This is a genomic window from Anaerosporobacter sp., assembly GCF_965301125.1.
This window is the reverse complement of the sequence record NZ_CBDLAM010000006.1, coordinates 1-21,394: the sequence shown is the minus strand read 5'-3', so window position 1 is coordinate 21,394 and position 21,394 is coordinate 1. Positions and strand designations below refer to the sequence as shown.

Here is a 21,394-nt window from a genome sequence, read left to right as displayed (position 1 = left end):
GGGTTTTATGAAAAAAAGATTAGTGTTTTTATTGAGTTTAATATTGGTATTTAGCTTAATAGGATGTTCAAAAGGTAATGATTCAAAGAGTACAGATCCAGCGACAATCTATGAAAATGCATCAAAGAAAACGTCAGAGCTAAAAGACATGGATGCAACTGCAAAAATGAAGATGGTAATGACGCAGAACGAAGAAAACATGGATATTAGTATGGATATGGATATCAAAGCGACAGATTTTGGTACAGAAGATATGAAATATCTTTGTAACTATAAGATGTCTATGCTAGGTATGGATTTGGATATGAGCATGTTCTATACAGATGGATATTATTATGTGGATTCATTTGGACAAAAAATGAAAGCTGCAATGGATTATTCAGAAGTTCTTGAAACAATTAACGGAAGCACCATGCAAACAAATGAGTTGTCCAAATATATGAAGGATGTTAAGACGACAAAGGATGGTGATAATACAGTTATTACTTTCCAATTAGATGGTGATAAGATGACAGAATATATTAAAGATATGATGACAGACTTAGGAACTGCAACAGAAGGACAATCGTTTTCAGGAATTGAAGGTGATGTAGAAACAACAATTAATAAAGATGGTTACTTCACAGCAGTTAAGATGAACCTTACACTTGATATGGAAGTAGAAGGCGAAACAGCGAAGATGAACATGGAAATGGATATGACTTATAATAATCCGGGCCAAGAAATTGAAGAAATTGAAGTCCCTGATTTAGAAGGATATACAGAAGTTGATTCAAGTGAACTTACTAATTAAATATATACTTTAAGTAGTATTGTAAGGGTTACCTAACTTAGGTAATCCTTTTTAATTAGAGAAACTGATTTTATTTACATAGATCAAGTATATATATTTTTTGCAGATTATACCATAAGTATTGTTAATACTTCATAGAAATAATTTCTCATTTTGCTAGAATAAATATAGCTACTCGTAAGGATTAAATAGTTAGGGGGAGATCTTAAGGGTAGTGAATATTAAAGAAAAAAGGAGGAGCTTAAAATGAAGAAAAAGGCACTAGTTATGATATTAGTTCTAGCATGTGTTATGACTGGATGTGGAAAAAAAGGAAACAATACAGTTGGTGAGGAGAAGAAGACAAATACCACAGAAACTACTGGGGAGACAACAGATACCACAGAAGTAACAGAGGATACAACGAGTACCACGGAAGAAAAAAGTGAGTTAGACCTTGCCATAGAAGAAGCTAAAAAATCAGCAGAGGATATTGCAGTTAAGATTGAAGAAAATAAAGGGTTTGAGGTTTCGCAAGATACGAAAACATCTGATGGGGTTGATGATACGACAGAGGTTCAAAAGACAAAACCTTTAACTAAGAATGAGTCAGGAAAGGTACAGATTCAATGTGTATCCACCAATGGGACATATAAGTATAACTCATATATGATTACATCTACTGAGGGAGAGAGTATTGTAATAGATCCAACATCGGTTGCTACAAAAGAAGAATATGATATGAATGTATCAGCTGTCATTAGTACGCATGACCATCCTGATCATGTTGATACAGAATTTAATGATTCTTATCCAGATGCAAAAAAATTATTATATGAAGAAGGTACCATTGAAACAAGAGATTTTAAGATTACTTTGATCCCATCTTCTCATCAAGGTGAAGAAATTAGAAAGCCAGCAAGTAATTATATTGCTTTAATTGAAGTAGATGGGCTAAGAATTGTACATATGGGAGATGTAGGCCAGACAGTACTTACTGATGAACAGATGGAGCAACTAGGAGAAGTAGACGTTTGCTTTATGCAGTATACGAATTCATATTCTTCATTCAAAGGTAAAGATGGTAAAGCAATCATGTTAATGAAACAGGTGAACCCAAAAGTTATTATACCAACACATTTTTTTGAAACTGATTTAAGCATCTTCTCCTATATATATGGAACGACGTCATTATATAATAATGTAATGTACGTAGATAAAGATTCTATTGCTAACGATTCACAACATATGTGTAGGATCTTAAACAATATAAGTTATCAGTAAAAATCAAAAAAAGTAGGAACTTTATTACAAAAAAACAATATTCAAGAGAGTAATTATGTCTTTACATAAATTTTCATATGCTGTAATATTATAAGCAAATGACAGTGTGAAAATGATTTTCGCATGAGTATTTATTCGCATATTGCTTAAGCAAAGCGATGTTAGGAGTAAATATGAATTTATATACATTAGGGCATAAACATTATCTTGGATATTGTTTTTCTATTATGATAACGAAAGATACATCAACATTGCGGTCGGAGAGCGTTAAGAATTACTACAAACTATTCTATATCAATGCAGAGAAATATGAGGTGTTGTTGAACGGCAAAAAACTACTCTTATTAGGACCGAACTTACTTTACATAAATGATCGAGATCAAATTGAATTACATAGTGTTAATAAGGATGAGTGTAAGATTGTATACTTTCATCCATCTGTTTTTAATTCAAGACTAGATTTTGAAAGCTGCAACGAGAAAAAAGAATTATCCATTACCGATAAACAGGACCTTTTTTATCTCGAGAAGTTTAAGTGGAATGTGAAAAATGAAGCTAAAATTATTAGTCTTAATGAGAATAGTTCACTACTTATAGGCCAGAAGCTAGATCGTTTAACCGAACTTTTGTCAGAACAAGATACCATGTATTGGCCTTGCATGAGTCGTACAAATATGCTTGAGATTTTATTCCATATTGCTCAAACTGGTAGTCAAGAGGGAAGTATCTTATACCTTGAACAAGGAGATTCCTCCCTAGTGTCAAAAGTTATTGAGTATCTTGGATTGCATTATGGGGATAAGATAACTTTAGAACAACTTGCTAGTACATTTGGAACGAATCGAACGACACTGCAGAATGAGTTTAAGAAAGTGATAGATAAAAGTCCACTTCAGTATCTAACTCAGATTCGAATGAAGATTGCCTGTACGTTATTAAAAGATACGTTAATCCCTATTAATGATATATGTGATCGAACGGGATTTAGCGATATGAGTTACTTTGTAAAAGTGTTTAAAAAGGAGATAGGAATTACTCCTGGAGAGTATAGGAAGACATATAATAATATTGACTAAACGAAGAAAACGGGAATTCGTTATAACAAAGAAGTGTTAAATTAATACTAAAAAGACTTAAGAATCCTTATAAATTCCTTATAATTATAGAGTATTCTTTCTTTAGAATAAATAATTAAGATCTTAAAAGTATTAGAGACTTGATTATTGATAATAAGGGAGGAATCTAATTATGGAAAGTGAAAGTAAGAAGAAAGGTTTAACTGGTTTTCAACTAAAGTATATTGCTTTAATACTTATGGTAATGGATCATATTCATTATTTTTTTGAATTTACTGGTAAAGTTCCAGATTGGTTTTCTATGCTCGGAAGATTATCAGCACCGCTGTTTTTATTTTGTGTGGTTGAGGGTTTTATACATACGCATAATCGTAGAAAGTATTTTCTACGGATGTATGCATTATCAATCGGGATGGGAATATTCCAGTATATATGTTTGATGTATGGAGTTACAAGACCCGATGGTTTTTATCCGCAGAATGCAATCTTGGCGAATTTCGTTATTCTGCTAGTTATACTGCAAGGAATTGTATGGATCAGGGATAAGAGATGGTGTAAAGGCATAGTAGCTGTTGTATTGCCAGTACTCTATCCATTTATAGCTATGGCTATACTGACGAGAGTACCTTCCCTTGGAAGGATAATTTCATTATTGCATTTTACTTTATTACCAATGCACTCAGCATTAACAGATGGGGGCAGTGCTTTTATATTGTGTGGTATCGTTTTGTATCTTGCAAGAAAGAATCGGAAGGTTCAAGCAATTTCTTTTGCAGCTACAGCACTAATTCTGGATATAGGAATGGTATATCTTATGTTGCCAGGAGTTACAATTCACCAGCTTGTATTTCAATATTATGAGTGGTTTGAAGCATTTGCAGCAGTATTTATGTTATTTTATAATGGAGAACGTGGTAAAGGTTCTCAGAAATTATTCTACTGGTTCTATCCTGTACATGTGTATGTTTTATTTGGTCTATCATGTGTATTGTATGGGGTGTTGAGATAATAATATTGATTGACCAAATATTTACTTAGTGATAAAATATAATCAATAAGATCGTGCTGATGGTAAGGATACGTTCCGAATCAGAAGGCGTGAGTAAAAACATAAAACGTATGTTATTACCCTTAGTGCGCTTAGGCATACTAAGGGTATTTTTATGGTTTGAAAGGAGAGGTTTGGGGATTATGGAGACAAGGGTAGCTGTAATTGGAATTATAGTAGAGAATGGTGACTCTGTTGAAGAATTAAACCAGTTATTACATGAGTATGGGAACTATATTATAGGGAGAATGGGGATTCCTTATCGAGAAAGAAAGATTAATATCATTAGTATAGCAATTGACGCACCACAAGACATCATCAGTGCTTTAGCGGGGAAGATTGGTCGATTATCAGGAGTTAGTGTTAAGACAGCATATTCGAATGTTTAATATATTGTGAGGTGGCTATGAAGAATATAATCAATCGTTTAGCAGAAGATCATGTATTATCAAGAGATGAATTTCGAGAATTATTAACTAACATTACCGATGAGGAACAAGAGTATTTAGCAGAGAAGGCAAGAGAAGTGAGGCATCAGGTTTATGGGTATGATGTGTATACAAGAGGGTTAATTGAGTTTACAAACTATTGTAAGAATGACTGTTACTATTGTGGAATCCGTAGATCGAATCAGAATGCTTCTAGATACCGATTGACAGAGGAGGATATACTAGAATGTTGTAAGGTAGGTTATGAATTAGGATTTCGAACCTTCGTATTACAAGGAGGGGAAGATGGATATTTTACAGATGAACGACTGGAAGATATGATTCGTTCTATAAAAAGAGACTATTCAGATTGTGCGATTACCTTATCCGTAGGAGAGCGTAGTTACGACAGTTACAAGAGATTATTTGACGCAGGAGCGGACCGTTATTTACTACGACACGAGACAGCAAACGAAGAGCATTATGGGAAACTTCATCCGAAAGAGTTATCATTACATAACAGGAAGCAATGTCTTATCCACTTAAAGAACATAGGATATCAGGTGGGCTGTGGATTTATGGTCGGTTCACCTGGTCAGACAGTGGATAACTTAATTGATGATTTAGAATATATCAAAGAATTAGAACCTCATATGGTAGGGATAGGACCGTTTATCCCACATAAGGATACTCCATTTGCAGATCAGACACAGGGAACGCTAGAGATGACACTTCGGTTATTAAGTATTATTAGGCTTATGAACCCTCGAGTGTTATTGCCTGCAACAACAGCTCTAGGTACGATTCATCCACTTGGACGGGAGAAGGGAATCTTAGCAGGTGCCAATGTAGTTATGCCAAATTTGTCGCCAACCGATGTTCGGAAAAAATATATGTTATATGACAATAAAATCTGTACAGGAGACGAGGCAGCAGAATGTCGCATGTGCCTAGCATGGCGTATGGAGAACAAAGGCTATCACCTAGTGGTAGAACGAGGCGATTATAAAATATAACTTATGGGAAAGCTATGCGTTATAACATTCCTAACCCAGAAGAAAGGATGGAAGTTATGTATAATGTAAAATCCCTTAAAGCGGAGGAGTTTATTAACCATGAGGAGATTCTTAAGACTCTTCAGTACGCAGAGGAAAATAAGAACAATGTTGAGGTAATTGATGCAATTATTGCAAAAGCAAAGTTGAAAAAGGGGTTATCGCACCAGGAAGCGGCTGTTTTACTTGATTGTGATATTCCTGAGAAAGTGAAAGAGGTTTACGAGTTAGCAGAACAAATCAAGAAGGATTTCTATGGGAACCGAATTGTTATGTTTGCGCCACTGTATCTATCTAATTACTGTGTGAATGGTTGTCTGTATTGCCCGTATCATCTAAAGAATAAGCATATTGCTAGAAAGAAGCTAACACAGGAGGAAGTAGCAAAGGAAGTAATGGCGCTACAAGATATGGGGCATAAGCGTCTTGCAATTGAAGCGGGGGAAGACCCAGTGAACAATCCAATTGAGTATATACTAGATTGTGTCAGAACCATCTATAGTATAAAGCATAAGAATGGTGCAATCCGTCGTGTCAATGTTAATATTGCTGCAACTACTGTTGAGAATTACCGTAAGCTTAAGGAAGCGGAAATTGGCACATACATTTTATTTCAAGAAACCTATCACAAAGAAAGTTATGAGAAATTACATCCAACAGGACCAAAACATAATTACGCTTATCATACAGAAGCCATGGATCGTGCTATGGAAGGTGGTATTGATGATGTAGGTATTGGTGTTTTATTTGGCCTAGAGTTATATCGATATGAGTTTGCTGGATTGTTAATGCATGCAGAGCATCTAGAAGCAGTACATGGAGTTGGGCCACATACCATTAGTGTACCAAGAATTAGACGTGCTGATGATATTGACCCGGATGTTTTTGATAATGGTATTTCCGATGAAATGTTTGCTAAGATTGTTGCTTGCATTCGTATAGCTGTTCCATACACAGGTATGATAATCTCTACGAGAGAAAGCAAAGAGGTGCGAGAAAAGGTATTGCATCTTGGTGTATCACAGATTAGCGGTGGTTCTCGTACCAGTGTTGGTGGTTATTATGAAGAAGAACCAGAGGAGGATAATTCTGCTCAGTTTGATGTAAGTGATAGACGAACATTAGATGAGGTGGTACGTTGGCTAATGGAAATAGGCTATCTTCCAAGTTTTTGTACAGCTTGTTACCGAGAAGGCAGAACGGGAGATCGGTTTATGAGTTTGTGTAAGAGTGGGCAAATTCAAAATTGTTGCCACCCAAATGCATTAATGACACTGAAAGAATATCTAGAAGATTATGCAAGTGAGTCAACCAAGAAATTAGGTTATGAATTGATCGCTAAAGAATTAGATAAGATACCAAACGATAAGGTTAAGAAGATTGCAACAGAACATATCTATGATATCGAACATGGAAAGAGAGATTTCAGATTCTAAGGAGGCCGTTAATGAATAGTAATTTGAATAATACACCCACAGCAAACCGTGTACATATTGCATTCTATGGAAAGAGAAATAGTGGTAAATCCTCTATTATCAATGCAATTACAGGACAGAGTGTATCAATTGTATCAGAGATAGCAGGAACCACAACAGATCCTGTTTATAAGCCAATGGAGATAAGCGGAATTGGCCCTTGTATGTTGATAGATACCGCAGGATTCGATGATATTGGAGAACTTGGTGAAATTCGTGTACAAAAGACAGAAGGGATTGTAGAGAAAACAGATATTGCAGTGTTATTGTTTTCGGAACCAGACATGGAACAAGAGCTACAATGGTATGAGCAACTTTTATCAAAAAAGACCCCAGTTATAACGGTGATTAGTAAGATTGATGACAATGCGTATGTGGAAGAACTAATAGAAGCTGTTAAGAAGAATACGAATACAGAACCAATCCTAGTTAGTGCTAAGAAGGGGGAAGGAATTTTCCTTCTAATGGAGGCTTTAATTAAAAAGGTACCAGACGACTTCGAGATGGAAAGTATAACAAGAGATCTCATTCACGAAGGAGAGACGGTTCTTCTTGTAATGCCACAAGATATTCAAGCACCAAAAGGGCGACTGATTCTTCCACAAGTTCAAGTATTACGAGAATTACTAGATAAGAAATGTCTCGTAATGAGTGCTACAACGGATAAGCTAGATCAAGCGTTAGCATGTATGAAGAAAGTCCCTGAATTAATTATTACAGACTCCCAAGTATTCAAAACAGTATATGAGAAGAAGCCTGCGGAAAGTAAATTAACATCTTTTTCTATGTTATACGCAGCATATAAAGGAGATATTGACTATTATAAAGAGGGTGCAAAAGTAATTGATGCCTTAACGGAAAATTCGAAGGTATTAATTGCAGAGTGTTGTACCCATGCACCTCTTAAAGAGGATATTGGACGTGAAAAACTACCACGAATGCTACGAAACAAAGTTGGGCAAGGTTTGACAATCGATGTGGTGAGTGGTATGGATTTTGGAACAAACTTAGAACAATATGATTTAATCATTCAATGTGGTGCTTGTATGTTTAATCGAAAGTATGTTATGTCGAGAATCGGGCAAGCCAAGGATAAGCAAGTTCCAATGTCTAATTATGGTGTAGTACTAGCATATCTAAGTGGAATTTTAGAAAATGTAAGTATATAAATTATACATATCATTAGAGTAAGCTAACTATGTTATTAAAAAAGAACAACTTTTCGTAGTTGTTCTTTTTGCTAGTGTGTGAAAGCATTTAGTTTTAATAACATAGCGTGACCGCTTTTTGCAATATCCTCTCCTCTCATGTCGAATATTCTACTTGACAATACCTAACCAGTTAGGTAATATAATATCTAACTGGTTAGGTATTGTGTTTAATAAGAATAATCTTATACGAGGTGATAATTGACATGGCAAGTAATAAGAATTCTATTATGAATCAAAAGAAGAATTCACTAAATCAAGTAGATATGGAGAATCGTATTATCTATGAGAAGACAGAGAAACTAGATAAGCAATCCTATCTATTTGGAGCGTTATTTGTATTGGCAAATAAACTACAAAAGTTAGGAGACGAATTTGATGATCGTATTACACTTAAGCAGTGGGGAGTGTTAAGGGCAATTGCAGAGTATGAAGAGGATGGGGCAACAATCAATATGGTTGCAACGTATACTTCATCTTCTGGTCAGAATGTAAAGAAGATGGCTCTTATATTAGAAAAGAAGGGGTATATCACAATAACGACAGATAGTAAGGATGCTAGGTATGTTCGTATGTATCCTACTCAGGGAGCAAAAGAGCTGTTTGAGGAACGAAAGAATAGGGAGATGAAGTTCTTCGAGGCGTTATACAAGGATATGGATGAGGGAACGTTAGATGGTTTATACCAAGGTATGCGCAGATGGCATGAGAATATTCTAGCGATGGAACAAGATGGTAATAGATAGATATTATAATAATCAATAGGGGGAGAATATATGGTTTCAGTAAGAGAACTTAGTAAAGAGATAGAAGAAAAAGACAAACGAAGAAGAAAAAAGGGGAAAAAGATGATGTCTATAATTTTAGGAATCTTAGTAGTTATTATAGTTGCTATCGTAATATTTTTTGAAATTCCATATTCACCGAATAAGAATGCATTTCAAAAAATGATAAAGAAGGAAATTGATACAACAGCTGAAGCTACAGGTACAATCACTACAGAGGATATAGAAAGACTACCAGAAGCGATGCAGCGATATTTTAATTATATAGGCTGCGTGGGACAAGCAAAGCATAATCAGGTAAGAGTTAAATATAAGGATACGTATTTTTTTAATACTGATATGAATAAAGCACTTACGATGCAATATGATCTCTATCTATTTGCAGATCGTCCATTCCGAAGTGCTGGAATCACTTCTTCTTATATGGGAGTTCCCTTTGAAGGAATGGATTATTGTAAAGAAATTGATGGAGCCATGCAAGGTGGCATGATTGGAGTGGTAGGTAAAGTAATCCAAATATTTGATGTGCATAATGAGCAGATGTATGTAGCTGGCTTAATATCATGGATGAGTGAAAATGTTTTAAATCCTACAGCACTTTTATCTGAGTACATAACATATAAACAGATTGATTATAACCATGTCGAGGCTACTGTTTCATATAATGGAGTGTCAGGTACTGGAACATTTACGATTGATGATGAGGGAAGAATAACAGACTTCTTTAGTATGGAAAGAGAGGTCGCGGTCATCGATGGTGTAGAGACACCAATTGGCTGGGGTGGTGAATATGGAGAGTATGAGCAGCGAAATGGGTTTAAAGTACCATCGAAGGTGGCAGCATTTAAACAGTATCCAGATAAGAAAATAGTTTATTTCGATTCGGATAATTATGAAATTATCTATAGTAAGTAAACAGAAAAAGCAATAACTATTTAGAAAAATATCTAAATAGTTATTGCTTTTTCTAAATAAAGGAATATAATCTATTTAGAAATATTTCTAAATAGATATTGAAAGAAGGTGTCAAATGGGATTCGCGGAGACATTTAAAGCATTGTCTGATCCAATCCGACGTGAGATTCTAGTAATGTTACGAGAAGGGAAAATGCCTGCTGGCGAAATTGCAAAGAAGTTTGATATGACGGGAGCAACTGTATCCTATCATCTATCACAATTAAAGAAGGCGGAATTAATACGAGAATCAAAATATAAGAATTTCGTTTATTATGAGCTGAATGCGTCTATCTTTGAAGAAATTATGCTTTGGTTATCGCAGTTTGGGAGCGGTAAGGAGCAGTGATGCAGTTATTATGATAAAATTGAAAAGGAGTGTTTATTGTGAATCAAGTTGATAAATCTATGAAAATTACGCTTATTCTTACCACTATTATATGTTTGCTTCCAATTCTAATGGGAGTATTCTACTATAAGGAACTACCAAATCAGCTAGCGATACATTTTAATGATGCGGGAAAGGCAGATAACTATATGAATAAGCCTTTGGTAATCTTTGGTTTACCTATTTTCTTAGCAGTCTTGAATCTGTTTACGCAGTTTCGTTTAGTGACGGATCCACAGAAAGCGAATTATCCCAAAGTATTATTAAACTTATTTCGATGGCTTGTACCGGTTATTTCAGTTGGATGCATGACATACATCATATTTTTTGCACTAGGAAAGGACTTTCATATAGGTAATATTGGTAGCATAGTTTTGGGTATTTTATTAATTTTTATAGGGAATTATCTACCTAAGTGTCATTTTAACTATACAATGGGTATCAAGTTGCCTTGGACTCTTAATAATGAAGATAATTGGAATAAAACACATCGTTTGGCTGGGTTTATCTATGTAGTAGGAGGAGTTATTATCCTGTTAAGTGTCTTCTGGCCAACGGTATATATTACGCTAGGAGTTATTGCAACAATAGTGTTTATTCCAATGATGTATTCGTTTGTATTATATAGACGGGGAATTTAACTGACTGCAAAATAAGCATCTATTTATCAATGATTTCATACGATTTCCTTTATTGATAAATATATTTGTTAGCATATTACAAAATTATACAGTTCTTCATATAATAATATTATACATCTCATTAAATTGTTTTGATCCTGTTAGTAAATTTACACAAAATTCACAATATTTATAAAATAAAAAATATCAATAAGTCCCATTTATTGATGCAGTCTGAACGGTTGCTTGCGACATGTAGAAATATACAGTATAATGTAGCTTGTTAGAAGCGGGGAGAAACTACATTACATAAAATAAAGAAGGCACTTGAAGGATGAGTTTAAGCAGCTATAATAGTAATAATTTATAGCAAAGTATGAAATTTTATCTATAAGGTAAAACTTCATCTATCAATAAATAAAGGCTTGGAGGAAATCGTATGCAGAATATTAAAAAAGCAGAATTCAAAAAAAGTGTAGAAGATTATACGAAAGTACTGTTTCGAAAATCAGTTGACGAAGCATCAAGGCAACAATTGTTTCAAGCAGTATCCTATTCGGTAAAAGATTTGATTATAGACCAATGGATGGCTACACATAAGGAATATGAAGAGAAAGACGTAAAAACCGTTTATTATCTATCAATGGAATTCTTAATGGGTAGAGCACTTGGGAATAATATTATTAATATGAGAGCAAATAAAGTTATTGAGGAAGCATTAGATGAACTTGGAATTGATCTGAATGTAATCGAAGATCAAGAACCAGATCCAGCGCTTGGCAATGGAGGTCTGGGACGATTAGCAGCATGTTTCTTAGACTCGTTATCAACTCTTGGATACCCTGCATATGGCTGTGGAATACGCTATAAATATGGTATGTTTCAACAAAAGATTGAAAATGGTTATCAAGTTGAAGTGCCAGACAATTGGTTAAAAGATGGAAATCCATTTGAGATGAAGCGAGCAGAGTATGCAGTAGAAGTAAAATTCGGTGGCTATATTCGTATTATAAAAGACGAGAATGGAAGGGAAAAATTTGTACAGGAAAACTACCAATCCGTACTTGCTGTGCCATATGATCTTCCTGTAGTTGGTTATGGTAACAACGTGGTGAATACGCTACGTATCTGGGATGCGGAAGCAATAGATAATTTCAACTTAGATTCCTTTGATAAAGGAGATTATCAAAAGGCAGTTGAGCAACAAAACCTTGCTCGTACAATCTGTGAAGTACTATATCCAAACGATAATCATTACGCTGGTAAAGAGTTACGTTTGAAACAACAATATTTCTTCGTATCTGCTAGTATACAAAGAGCAGTTAACAAATATATGGAGAAACACGATGACATCCGTAAAATCCATGAAAAGGTATGTTTTCAACTAAATGATACCCATCCAACGGTTACAGTTGCAGAATTAATGAGAATACTTATGGATGAGTATCAGCTATCTTGGGAAGAGGCATGGAGTATAACAACGAAGACTTGTGCATATACAAATCATACAATTATGTCAGAAGCGCTTGAAAAATGGCCACTTGAATTATTCTCAAGATTATTACCTCGTATCTATCAGATTGTAGAAGAGATTAATCGTCGCTTTATCTTCGAGATCCAAGCGAAGTATCCAAATGACTATAAGAAGATTGAGAAGATGGCAATTATATATGATGGGCAAGTAAAGATGGCACATCTTGCTATTGTAGCAGGTTTTTCTGTTAATGGTGTAGCCAAATTACACACAGAAATACTTAAGAATCAGCAATTAAAGGACTTCTATGAGATGATGCCTGAGAAGTTTAACAATAAGACAAACGGTATTACTCAAAGAAGATTCCTATTACATGGGAATCCATTACTTGCTAACTGGATAACAGACAAGATTGGTGATGATTGGATTACGAATTTACCACATATCAATGAATTGAAAGTATATGCAGATGACATTAAGTGCCAGAAAGAATTTATGCAAATTAAATATCAAAATAAAGTGCGACTTGCTGCTTATATTAAGGAGCATAATGGGATTGAGGTTGATCCAAGATCTATATTTGACGTACAAGTTAAGAGATTACATGAGTATAAGAGACAATTTCTTAATATCTTACATGTAATGCATCTATATAACCAATTAAAGAAGAATCCTGATATGGACTTCTATCCAAGAACATTTATCTTCGGGGCGAAGGCTTCAGCAGGTTATCGTAGAGCAAAAGCAATTATTAAGTTGATTAATAATGTTGGAGATGTGATTAATAATGATAAATCCATCAAGAATAAAATAAAGGTGGTATTTATTGAGAATTATCGTGTATCCAATGCGGAGATGATTTTTGCAGCAGCAGATGTATCGGAACAGATTTCAACAGCAAGTAAGGAGGCATCAGGAACGGGGAATATGAAGTTCATGCTGAATGGTGCATTAACACTTGGAACGATGGATGGCGCTAATGTAGAAATTATTGAAGAAGTAGGAGAAGAGAATGCATTTACATTCGGTTTATCTGCAGATGAAGTAATTCATTATGAACAAGAAGGTGGATATAATCCAAGAGATATCTACAATATCGACCAAGATATTCGTATGGTATTAACGCAGTTAGTGAATGGCTATTACTCACCTGAGAATACAGAATTATTCCGTGAAATCTACAATTCCTTACTTGATAATAATGGAGGAGAGCGAGCGGATCAATACTTCATCTTAAAGGACTTCCGTTCTTATGAAGCAGCACAAAAACGTGTGGAAGAGGCATACAAAGATCAAGAAAGATGGGCTAAATCAGCAATCTTAAATGTTGCAAGTACTGGTAAGTTTACTTCTGATCGTACAATTGAAGAATATGCTACAGAAATATGGCATCTTGATAAAGTAAAGGTAGAATTATAAGATTATATATAGATAAAAGAATAGAAAGTTCGTTATGCGAATCGTCTATGCTTTTATTGATATTAGCAAAAGGGGATAATTGTTAAATAATTATTGATAGCGGGTAACAAGTGATATATAATTAATGTAGGAATAAAAATTGTGAGTTTAGAAGGGAAAATAAAATAATACAAGGAGGAGTTTATGAAGCAATTAACTAAAAAAATTGTATTTCTTATGCCTCTTGTACTGATTCTAGGGTTAGGTATTACGGCGTGTACGAATGAAGAAGGAACAGATGCTACTAGCTCAGAAACTGATAAAAATGGACAACAGGTAAACACTCAAGCTGTAATCTGTGATGATTTTTCTTGTATTAGTACCGATATATGGTCAATAGCAATACCTGAGTCAGGTGAAGTTGCCTATATCACAGCAAGAAAAGAAGGGGTTACAGATGTAGAAACGGAAGGGAATCTATTATACCGTCTTACAAAAAAGGATGGAATATGGACTAATCCAGAGAAGATTACTTTTGATGAAGGCCTATTATTTTATAATGCAGCGGTTTCTGTTAATGGTGCTACGTTATATGTCTCTGTTAAGACAAGCTCTGATTCTGATATTAATATGGCTACATTGGAAGTACCTACGATTAAAGATAATAAAATTACGAAACTAAAATATTTAGATACGCTGAATACAAAGCGGAATGAATGGGTTGGGTCTGTTGATCGTGATGGAAATTTATATTACAATACATCATCAACAGAAGATTACGTTTCTGATTTGTTCCTAGCTTCATATGATGGGGCAGCGTATAATGGAATACGATTAGGTAACGAAGTAAATAGACCATCTGATCAAGTGGCACCTAATATGTATGGTGTAGCAGTTGTTCCAGAAGGGGATGAATTGATATACACTAGTTTCACTACAGATATATCATCACTTAGCTCTAACAATTTATTCACTGCTACGAAGGAAGAAAAGAGTTTTAAGAATAGTAGATTATTAAGTAGTGTAGTGAATGATCCGTATATGGATGTGTTTACATGTAACATTAGTGGTGATGGTAAGACTTTATATTTTCTACAACAAGAGTCCTACACTGTTAGTGAGGATAATAGTAAGGTTGAACCACAGTGGTACAAGGTAGATTTGGAAGCTAGTTTAAAGGAGATACCAGAGGAAGAAGCAAAGTATGGTACTGATGAATATGAAACAGCTGACTTCCCGCTAGAGTTACGTAATAAGAGTGATGAGACGGATAAAGAGGGTATCTATTACGAGATCTTCGTTCGTGCATTCGCAGATAGTGACGGAGATGGTATTGGAGATTTCAATGGTGTAACTAGTAAACTAGATTATCTTGCAGATCTAGGGGTTACAGGTATTTGGCTAATGCCAATTAATAAGACAAATAGTTATCATGGGTATGATGTAATGGATTATTATTCATTAAATGATAGCTATGGTACAGAGGAAGATTTCAAGAATTTATTAGATGAGGCACATAAACGAGGAATTAAGGTTATTATGGACTTAGTTATCAATCATACTTCTTATATAAATCCGTGGTTTTTACAGGCTACATCTGGTGTAGATAACAAATACGTTAACTACTATCGTATTGTAGAAAAAGACAATACACCAATCTATAGTGCTGATGATACATCATCTTGGGGAAACCCGGTATGGCGTGGATTAGAGACCAGTAAGTATGCATATTATGGAATATTTTCAAAAGGCATGCCAGACTTGAACTATAATAATCCTGAAGTAAGAGAAGAAATCAAGAAAGTAGCTAAAAAGTGGCTTGCTCTAGGAGTTGATGGATATCGTCTTGATGCGGCTATGCACATCTATGGAGATAATGAATTCAAGCAACAAGATGATCAACTAGCACATAATATTCAGTGGTGGAATGAATTCGCCAGAGCTTGTGAGGAGATTAAACCAGATGTTTACCTTGTAGGAGAGGCATGGCAAGATGGAGAGGTTTTACCTGAATACGTACAGCCTTTTGATACGAAGTTTAATTTTGAATTTGTAGATAAGATGATGATAGGAATTAAGAATGAATCTGCAATGGTAGAGGATAATCAGAATCTATCACAGTATTTAGAATCTATACTTGATCGGTATGCAGAATATGATACGAAATATTTAGATGGTATATTTGCCTCTAATCATGACCAGAACCGTGTAATGAGTGACCTAGATAATGAAGCCAAAGCAAAACTTGCGGCTAATATCTATATGACCTTATCTGGGAATCCATATATCTATTATGGCGAAGAGCTTGGAATGCGCGGAGAAGGAGATGACCCATTAAAGAGAACTGCCTTCAAGTGGAATAAAGATGGAAGTGCACCAACAGCTGATTGGATGAAGGCGTACTCTGGAGAAGGGGATACCATGAATACCAAAACCCCATCTCTTGAAGAACAGTTGAAAGATGAGAATTCTATGTATCAGTATTATAAGGACATAATAGCACTACGTAAGAGTAGCGACGCATTAATGAATGGTTCTTACAAAGCATATGATTTTCATGATTCACAGATTATGGCGTATGAGCGAATAAGTAATCAACAAAAGGTCCTTGTAGTACATAATTTCTCCAACAAGACAAAGAAGGTTAGCTTTGATAAAGGTAAATTAAGCAAAGTATTGTTTGATAGCAATGGTAAAGCTAATTGTAGCAAGAATAAAATTACATTAAAATCATATTCTAGTATTATTATTGAATACTGATATATTCGAGAATATGAGATGAAAGAGAAAGGAATCAAATGCACTTAAATAATCTATTAAAACATGAGAATATTGTCATACAGTGCCATGATAATCCAGATGCAGATAGTTTAGCATCTGGATACGCATTGTATCGTTATTTTAAATCAAAAAATAAGAATGTTAGGTTAATCTATAGTGGACGTTATCAAATACAAAAACGAAATTTGCTACTTATGCTTGATAAAATTGATATTCCTATAGAATATGTTAAGAAGCCAATTAATGTAGAACTTTTAATTACAGTAGATTGTCAGTATGGAACAGGCAATGTTACGAGACATGAAGCGAAAGAAGTTGCAATAATTGATCATCATCAATTAGAAATTGACGTAGATCAATATGAGAATACAGATATCCGTAGTTATCTTGGGTGTTGTTCGACTCTTGTATGGCAATTGTTGCAATACGAAGGCTTTGATGTGAATTCTGATAGTAAGATCGCTACGGCATTATTCTATGGCTTATATATGGATACAGGACAATTTGCTGAAATACATCATCCACTAGATCGTGATATGCGTGATCTGCTTCATTATGATCAAGGAACAATCACAACATTACGTAATTCTAATCTCTCTCTTGATGAGTTAGAAATTGCAGGATTAGCATTATTAAGATACATATATAATGAGAAACATCACTTTGCAGTAATTAAAGTAAAGCCTTGCGATCCTAATATCTTAGGATTAATTAGTGATTTCTTATTACAAGTGGATAGCATTGATACTTGCGTTGTGTTCAATGAAGTACAAGATGGTATTAAGATATCTGTACGTAGTTGTATTAAGGAAGTCAAAGCTTGTGAACTGGCAAGCTATCTAACAGACGTTATTGGATCTGGAGGAGGACATAATGAAAAAGCCGGAGGATTCATACAACGTCAGTTATTCGAGGGACAATACCATAATATGAATCTTGAAGCTTATTTTACAGAACGTATGAATCAGTATTATGAAAGTTTTGAAGTTATTAATGCAGCTCAATATGAGATTAATTTAAAACAAATGAAACAATATCGTAAGATAAGAGTACCAATTGGCTATGTTAAATTATCAGAATACATTAAAGAAGGAACTTCTGTACTAATTCGTACGTTTGAAGGTGATATTGAGATCACGGTTGATAATAGACTATATGTTATCCTTGGGGTATATGGAGAGGTAAATGTAATAGATGAAAAGAAGTTTCTTCAAGTATATCAGCCTGTTGAAGCAGAGATTAGTTATTCTGCGCAGTATATGCCAGTTGCCAAAAATCTATTTGATGGAACCTCAATATCTCTTGAGAAGTTTGCGAAAGCGTGTACAGCTAAAGGGAATCATGATATTTATGCGAAACCAATTAATATTACAACTAAGGTATTCACGGTAGGGGAACCAGATAATTATATGTACGGAGAGATTGGAGATTATATCGCAGTTAATAAAGAGGATATGAGTGATGTATTTATTATAGACAAGGATATCTTCCATCTATCTTATGTAGAGATTGATTAATGAAGGTAGTATGAAATATGTAGGGGAGAGCGTATGAGCAAGATATTAATTGTAGAGGATGATAGTGATATAGGGGGAATGGTGAGGGAACTATTAACTCGCCATCAATATGAAGTTGATAATGCATACTCTGGTACAGAAGCATTGTTCTGGCTTGAAAAAGAGAGGTACGATTTAGTGCTTCTTGATTTAATGCTTCCTGGTATGAGTGGAGAAGAAGTGTTACAAGCAATTAGAGGAAAGAGTGATATTCCAATAATAGCTGTATCAGCAAAAGATGATAAGAGTACAAGGCTGTCTCTATTAAAGGACGGTGCTGATGATTACATAACAAAACCATATGATACAGATGAGTTGCTTGTAAGGATTGAGGTAGTTATGCGCCGTAAAGGGAATATTACGCGAACAAGTGAGGATTCTGTATTAAGATTTAAGGATATTGAACTGAATGATACAGAATTAACTTGTACTGTTAGCAAAAATTTGATTGTTTTAACGAAGTTTGAGTTTAACTTACTTCATCTCTTAATGAGTAATCCTAAGAAAGTATTTACGAAGAATAATATCTATGAGTCGGTTTGGGAAGAAGATTTCTTAGGAGAAGACAATGCAGTAAATGTACATATTTGTAATATCCGTTCTAAATTAGCAAAAGGAAATTCTATAGAGAAATATATTCAAACCGTATGGGGCATTGGATTTAAAATGCAAACAGAAGAATAATCCAACTCTTAATACTTTCTTTATATTTGAAAAATAGTTACTAAATAAAGTAGTAATATACTAATAACATCAAAGGGAAACAATGATGAAATTCAATGAGAGAAAGTATAGGAGGGCAATATGGAATATGTATTACAAACTAATAATCTATCAAAGGTATATGCAGGAAAATATGTTGTAGATCATGTAAATATGAATATCAAACGTGGAGATATTTACGGATTCATTGGTAAGAATGGGGCAGGTAAAACAACATTAATTCGACTGATAGCAGGTTTGGCGTTACCAACACAGGGTGATATTCAGCTATTCGGGAGCACGGGGCTAGATGAACAACGTAGAAGAATAGGAACAACGATTGAAAATCCTGCACTATATCCAAGTATGACAGCTAGACAAAATCTTGAATATTACGTAAGACTTTATGGGATTCCAGAGAAAGACGCGGTAGATAATATTCTTGAATTAGTAGGATTAGAAAACACCAATAAGAAGAAAAGTAAGAACTTTTCACTGGGTATGAAGCAAAGACTTTCTATTGCAATTTCCTTGCTTGGAAATCCTGATTTTTTAATGCTAGATGAGCCAACTAACGGGTTAGATCCATTTGGCATTAAGCAGATGCGAGAATTACTTCTTGAACTGAATAAGAAGGGAATCACAATCTTAATCTCGAGTCATATATTAGGTGAATTATCAAAGATTGCGACTGTATACGGGATTATTAATAATGGAGTGTTGGTTGAAGAGTTTAATAAGAATGATTTAGAGGAGCGCTGTAAGAGATGTATCAAGATAAAAGTAGATGATACAAGGAAAGCCATAACGATTATTGAAGATAAATTAAGCACAGTAGAATTTGATGTTCTTCCAGATAACATAATACGATTATTTAGTCATACGGAACAAGTAAGTGAAGTGAATAAGCAATTAGTACTTGGAGATGTAGCGGTTGAGAGCATTGCTCTTGCTGGTCAAGATCTTGAAGGATATTTCGTAGAGTTGATGGAGGGAAAGGACAATGATTAATCTAATACGTGCAGATTTTTATAAATTATTTCATACGAAAGTGTTTTATATTTGTACATTTATAGTAATTTGTTTTGTTGGCATAGCTGCAGCAGTTTTTTCTTATATGGATCATATGCCAGAAGAAAATAAAGCAATGTTAATGAACGCAGGGGATGAAAACTCGAGAGATAACGTGTCTGTAGATGAGGATACTGATTTATCAATAACATTTTTAGAAAGCGGAACGCAGTTTGTAAGTGGAATTTTTCAAGAGTGGGATTCTATTGTTTTAATTATAGGAATCATGATAGCTATACTTGTTGGCGGTGAGTTTAAAGAGCGTACGATGAAAAGTATGGTTGCAAAAGGATATAAGAGAGAGCATATTGTTTTTACGAAAGTATTTGTTAATGTTTGCAGTGTTATTACTATGTTTATAATAGTACTATTATTTGCATTGATTGTTGGGTCCATATTATCAGGTCATGTTAATACGTTTACAAGTGTAGAGTTAATGGCTAAGGGGAGATTTCTATTTGGTGAATTGATGTGCTTTATAGCATACACAATGTTATTTACTTTAATCGCTTTTGTAATTAGAAATATAGAATTTTCATTAATAACCAATATTTTGATACTGACGTTGATACCTAGTGTTTTAACTCTTATAGAAAACACGTGGAAAATACCATTCTCTAAGATCCAATTATCAACTGGCTTATATAAAATAATAGAGAATAATGGGGCAGTTTCATCAATAGCACATATGGGAATACTGTTTGTTGCATATGCGGTAATAAGTACAGTTGGATCGTGTATCTTTTTCAAGAGAGCAGATGTAAAATAGGAGGAATTGTGAATGGTAGTTGGTATCTTAGTTCTAATTAGTATAATATTGTCTTTCCGATTATACCTAAACCAAAGACAATTATCTTCCCTGATAAAACAATTGGAATTTATACGGGATAATGAGACGAATAGAGAGGTATCAATAGCCGTTCAAAATAGAAAGTGGAATTCCTTGGCAACCTTACTGAATCAATTCTTGAAGTATATAAAGAAGCGAGAATACGTGACCCGTAAACAAGAAGATTCATTTAAACAATCTATTACAAGTATTTCACATGATTTGCGTACGCCATTAACTTCAGCATCAGGGTATATACAGATGTTGTCTACAGATAGACTTGACGAAGAGAAACAAAAGGAATATATTAGAATTATACAAAATCGTGTCAATACTGTTAATGTAATGCTAAATCAGTTATTTGAATATACTCGATTAGAATCGGGTGTGTATCAACTTGATAATGAGAAAATTGATTTGAATGGAATATTATGTGATACCATTTCTATGTTTTATGATGAGTTAAGACATAGTAAAATTGAACCAGAGA

Annotated in this window: 19 protein-coding genes; all 19 read left to right on the top strand. The window is 34.3% G+C overall.

What is annotated here, in order from left to right:
- Nucleotides 1-793 (top strand): DUF6612 family protein (locus ACW2QF_RS01315; protein WP_455714186.1); only part of this gene is annotated, 793 nt, incomplete at its 5' end.
- Between the two features lie 246 nt (nucleotides 794-1,039).
- Nucleotides 1,040-2,056 carry an MBL fold metallo-hydrolase gene (locus ACW2QF_RS01310; RefSeq protein WP_455714185.1) on the top strand — a complete coding sequence of 339 codons (1,017 nt, stop codon included), beginning with the start codon at nucleotides 1,040-1,042 and terminating at the stop codon, nucleotides 2,054-2,056.
- Between the two features lie 173 nt (nucleotides 2,057-2,229).
- Nucleotides 2,230-3,132 (top strand): helix-turn-helix domain-containing protein, encoded by a 903-nt coding sequence (locus ACW2QF_RS01305; RefSeq protein ID WP_455714184.1) that lies wholly within the window; start codon nucleotides 2,230-2,232, stop codon nucleotides 3,130-3,132.
- A gap of 172 nt (nucleotides 3,133-3,304) precedes the next feature.
- Nucleotides 3,305-4,141 carry a TraX family protein gene (locus ACW2QF_RS01300; RefSeq protein ID WP_455714183.1) on the top strand — a complete coding sequence of 279 codons (837 nt, stop codon included), beginning with the start codon at nucleotides 3,305-3,307 and terminating at the stop codon, nucleotides 4,139-4,141.
- A 182-nt stretch (nucleotides 4,142-4,323) separates the two neighbouring features.
- Entirely contained in the window at nucleotides 4,324-4,569 is a 246-nt protein-coding gene (locus ACW2QF_RS01295) for a TM1266 family iron-only hydrogenase system putative regulator (protein ID WP_455714182.1), read from the top strand.
- Between the two features lie 17 nt (nucleotides 4,570-4,586).
- Nucleotides 4,587-5,624, top strand: coding sequence for a [FeFe] hydrogenase H-cluster radical SAM maturase HydE (gene hydE / locus ACW2QF_RS01290; RefSeq protein ID WP_455714181.1), 1,038 nt, complete (start codon nucleotides 4,587-4,589; stop codon nucleotides 5,622-5,624).
- A 56-nt stretch (nucleotides 5,625-5,680) separates the two neighbouring features.
- Complete coding sequence (gene hydG / locus ACW2QF_RS01285) at nucleotides 5,681-7,099, top strand: [FeFe] hydrogenase H-cluster radical SAM maturase HydG (protein ID WP_455714180.1); 1,419 nt, start codon at nucleotides 5,681-5,683, stop codon at nucleotides 7,097-7,099.
- 11 nt (nucleotides 7,100-7,110) lie between these two features.
- Nucleotides 7,111-8,307, top strand: a complete 1,197-nt coding sequence (hydF, locus tag ACW2QF_RS01280; protein WP_455714179.1) for a [FeFe] hydrogenase H-cluster maturation GTPase HydF — start codon at nucleotides 7,111-7,113, stop codon at nucleotides 8,305-8,307.
- A gap of 245 nt (nucleotides 8,308-8,552) precedes the next feature.
- Nucleotides 8,553-9,092 carry a MarR family winged helix-turn-helix transcriptional regulator gene (locus ACW2QF_RS01275; protein ID WP_455714178.1) on the top strand — a complete coding sequence of 180 codons (540 nt, stop codon included), beginning with the start codon at nucleotides 8,553-8,555 and terminating at the stop codon, nucleotides 9,090-9,092.
- Nucleotides 9,093-9,122: 30 nt separating this feature from the next.
- Entirely contained in the window at nucleotides 9,123-10,046 is a 924-nt protein-coding gene (locus ACW2QF_RS01270) for a DUF6544 family protein (RefSeq protein WP_455714177.1), read from the top strand.
- Nucleotides 10,047-10,161: 115 nt separating this feature from the next.
- Nucleotides 10,162-10,434, top strand: a complete 273-nt coding sequence (locus ACW2QF_RS01265; protein WP_455714176.1) for an autorepressor SdpR family transcription factor — start codon at nucleotides 10,162-10,164, stop codon at nucleotides 10,432-10,434.
- A gap of 38 nt (nucleotides 10,435-10,472) precedes the next feature.
- Nucleotides 10,473-11,114, top strand: coding sequence for an SdpI family protein (locus ACW2QF_RS01260; RefSeq protein WP_455714175.1), 642 nt, complete (start codon nucleotides 10,473-10,475; stop codon nucleotides 11,112-11,114).
- Nucleotides 11,115-11,532: 418 nt separating this feature from the next.
- Nucleotides 11,533-13,986, top strand: coding sequence for a glycogen/starch/alpha-glucan phosphorylase (locus ACW2QF_RS01255; RefSeq protein WP_455714174.1), 2,454 nt, complete (start codon nucleotides 11,533-11,535; stop codon nucleotides 13,984-13,986).
- 183 nt (nucleotides 13,987-14,169) lie between these two features.
- Entirely contained in the window at nucleotides 14,170-16,725 is a 2,556-nt protein-coding gene (locus ACW2QF_RS01250; protein WP_455714173.1) for an alpha-amylase family glycosyl hydrolase, read from the top strand.
- 38 nt (nucleotides 16,726-16,763) lie between these two features.
- Nucleotides 16,764-18,263 (top strand): DHH family phosphoesterase, encoded by a 1,500-nt coding sequence (locus ACW2QF_RS01245; RefSeq protein ID WP_455714172.1) that lies wholly within the window; start codon nucleotides 16,764-16,766, stop codon nucleotides 18,261-18,263.
- Between the two features lie 33 nt (nucleotides 18,264-18,296).
- Complete coding sequence (locus ACW2QF_RS01240) at nucleotides 18,297-18,986, top strand: response regulator transcription factor (RefSeq protein ID WP_455714171.1); 690 nt, start codon at nucleotides 18,297-18,299, stop codon at nucleotides 18,984-18,986.
- Between the two features lie 120 nt (nucleotides 18,987-19,106).
- Entirely contained in the window at nucleotides 19,107-20,015 is a 909-nt protein-coding gene (locus ACW2QF_RS01235; protein WP_455714170.1) for an ABC transporter ATP-binding protein, read from the top strand.
- Nucleotides 20,008-20,844 (top strand): ABC transporter permease subunit, encoded by an 837-nt coding sequence (locus tag ACW2QF_RS01230; protein WP_455714169.1) that lies wholly within the window; start codon nucleotides 20,008-20,010, stop codon nucleotides 20,842-20,844. The genes ACW2QF_RS01235 and ACW2QF_RS01230 overlap by 8 nt, the downstream gene beginning before the upstream one ends.
- 12 nt (nucleotides 20,845-20,856) lie before the next feature.
- The coding region (locus ACW2QF_RS01225; RefSeq protein WP_455714168.1) for a sensor histidine kinase at nucleotides 20,857-21,394 on the top strand (538 nt) is incomplete at its 3' end.

Excerpts from the sequence above, each read along its gene's own strand:
- ACW2QF_RS01310 (WP_455714185.1), top strand. The coding sequence starts at position 1,040 with ATGAAGAAAAAGGCACTAGTTATGATATTAGTTCTAGCATGTGTTATG.
- ACW2QF_RS01305 (WP_455714184.1), top strand. The coding sequence starts at position 2,230 with ATGAATTTATATACATTAGGGCATAAACATTATCTTGGATATTGTTTT.
- ACW2QF_RS01300 (WP_455714183.1), top strand. The coding sequence starts at position 3,305 with ATGGAAAGTGAAAGTAAGAAGAAAGGTTTAACTGGTTTTCAACTAAAG.
- ACW2QF_RS01295 (WP_455714182.1), top strand. The coding sequence starts at position 4,324 with ATGGAGACAAGGGTAGCTGTAATTGGAATTATAGTAGAGAATGGTGAC.
- hydE (WP_455714181.1), top strand. The coding sequence starts at position 4,587 with ATGAAGAATATAATCAATCGTTTAGCAGAAGATCATGTATTATCAAGA.
- hydG (WP_455714180.1), top strand. The coding sequence starts at position 5,681 with ATGTATAATGTAAAATCCCTTAAAGCGGAGGAGTTTATTAACCATGAG.
- hydF (WP_455714179.1), top strand. The coding sequence starts at position 7,111 with ATGAATAGTAATTTGAATAATACACCCACAGCAAACCGTGTACATATT.
- ACW2QF_RS01275 (WP_455714178.1), top strand. The coding sequence starts at position 8,553 with ATGGCAAGTAATAAGAATTCTATTATGAATCAAAAGAAGAATTCACTA.
- ACW2QF_RS01270 (WP_455714177.1), top strand. The coding sequence starts at position 9,123 with ATGGTTTCAGTAAGAGAACTTAGTAAAGAGATAGAAGAAAAAGACAAA.
- ACW2QF_RS01265 (WP_455714176.1), top strand. The coding sequence starts at position 10,162 with ATGGGATTCGCGGAGACATTTAAAGCATTGTCTGATCCAATCCGACGT.
- ACW2QF_RS01255 (WP_455714174.1), top strand. The coding sequence starts at position 11,533 with ATGCAGAATATTAAAAAAGCAGAATTCAAAAAAAGTGTAGAAGATTAT.
- ACW2QF_RS01250 (WP_455714173.1), top strand. The coding sequence starts at position 14,170 with ATGAAGCAATTAACTAAAAAAATTGTATTTCTTATGCCTCTTGTACTG.
- ACW2QF_RS01245 (WP_455714172.1), top strand. The coding sequence starts at position 16,764 with ATGCACTTAAATAATCTATTAAAACATGAGAATATTGTCATACAGTGC.
- ACW2QF_RS01240 (WP_455714171.1), top strand. The coding sequence starts at position 18,297 with ATGAGCAAGATATTAATTGTAGAGGATGATAGTGATATAGGGGGAATG.
- ACW2QF_RS01235 (WP_455714170.1), top strand. The coding sequence starts at position 19,107 with ATGGAATATGTATTACAAACTAATAATCTATCAAAGGTATATGCAGGA.
- ACW2QF_RS01230 (WP_455714169.1), top strand. The coding sequence starts at position 20,008 with ATGATTAATCTAATACGTGCAGATTTTTATAAATTATTTCATACGAAA.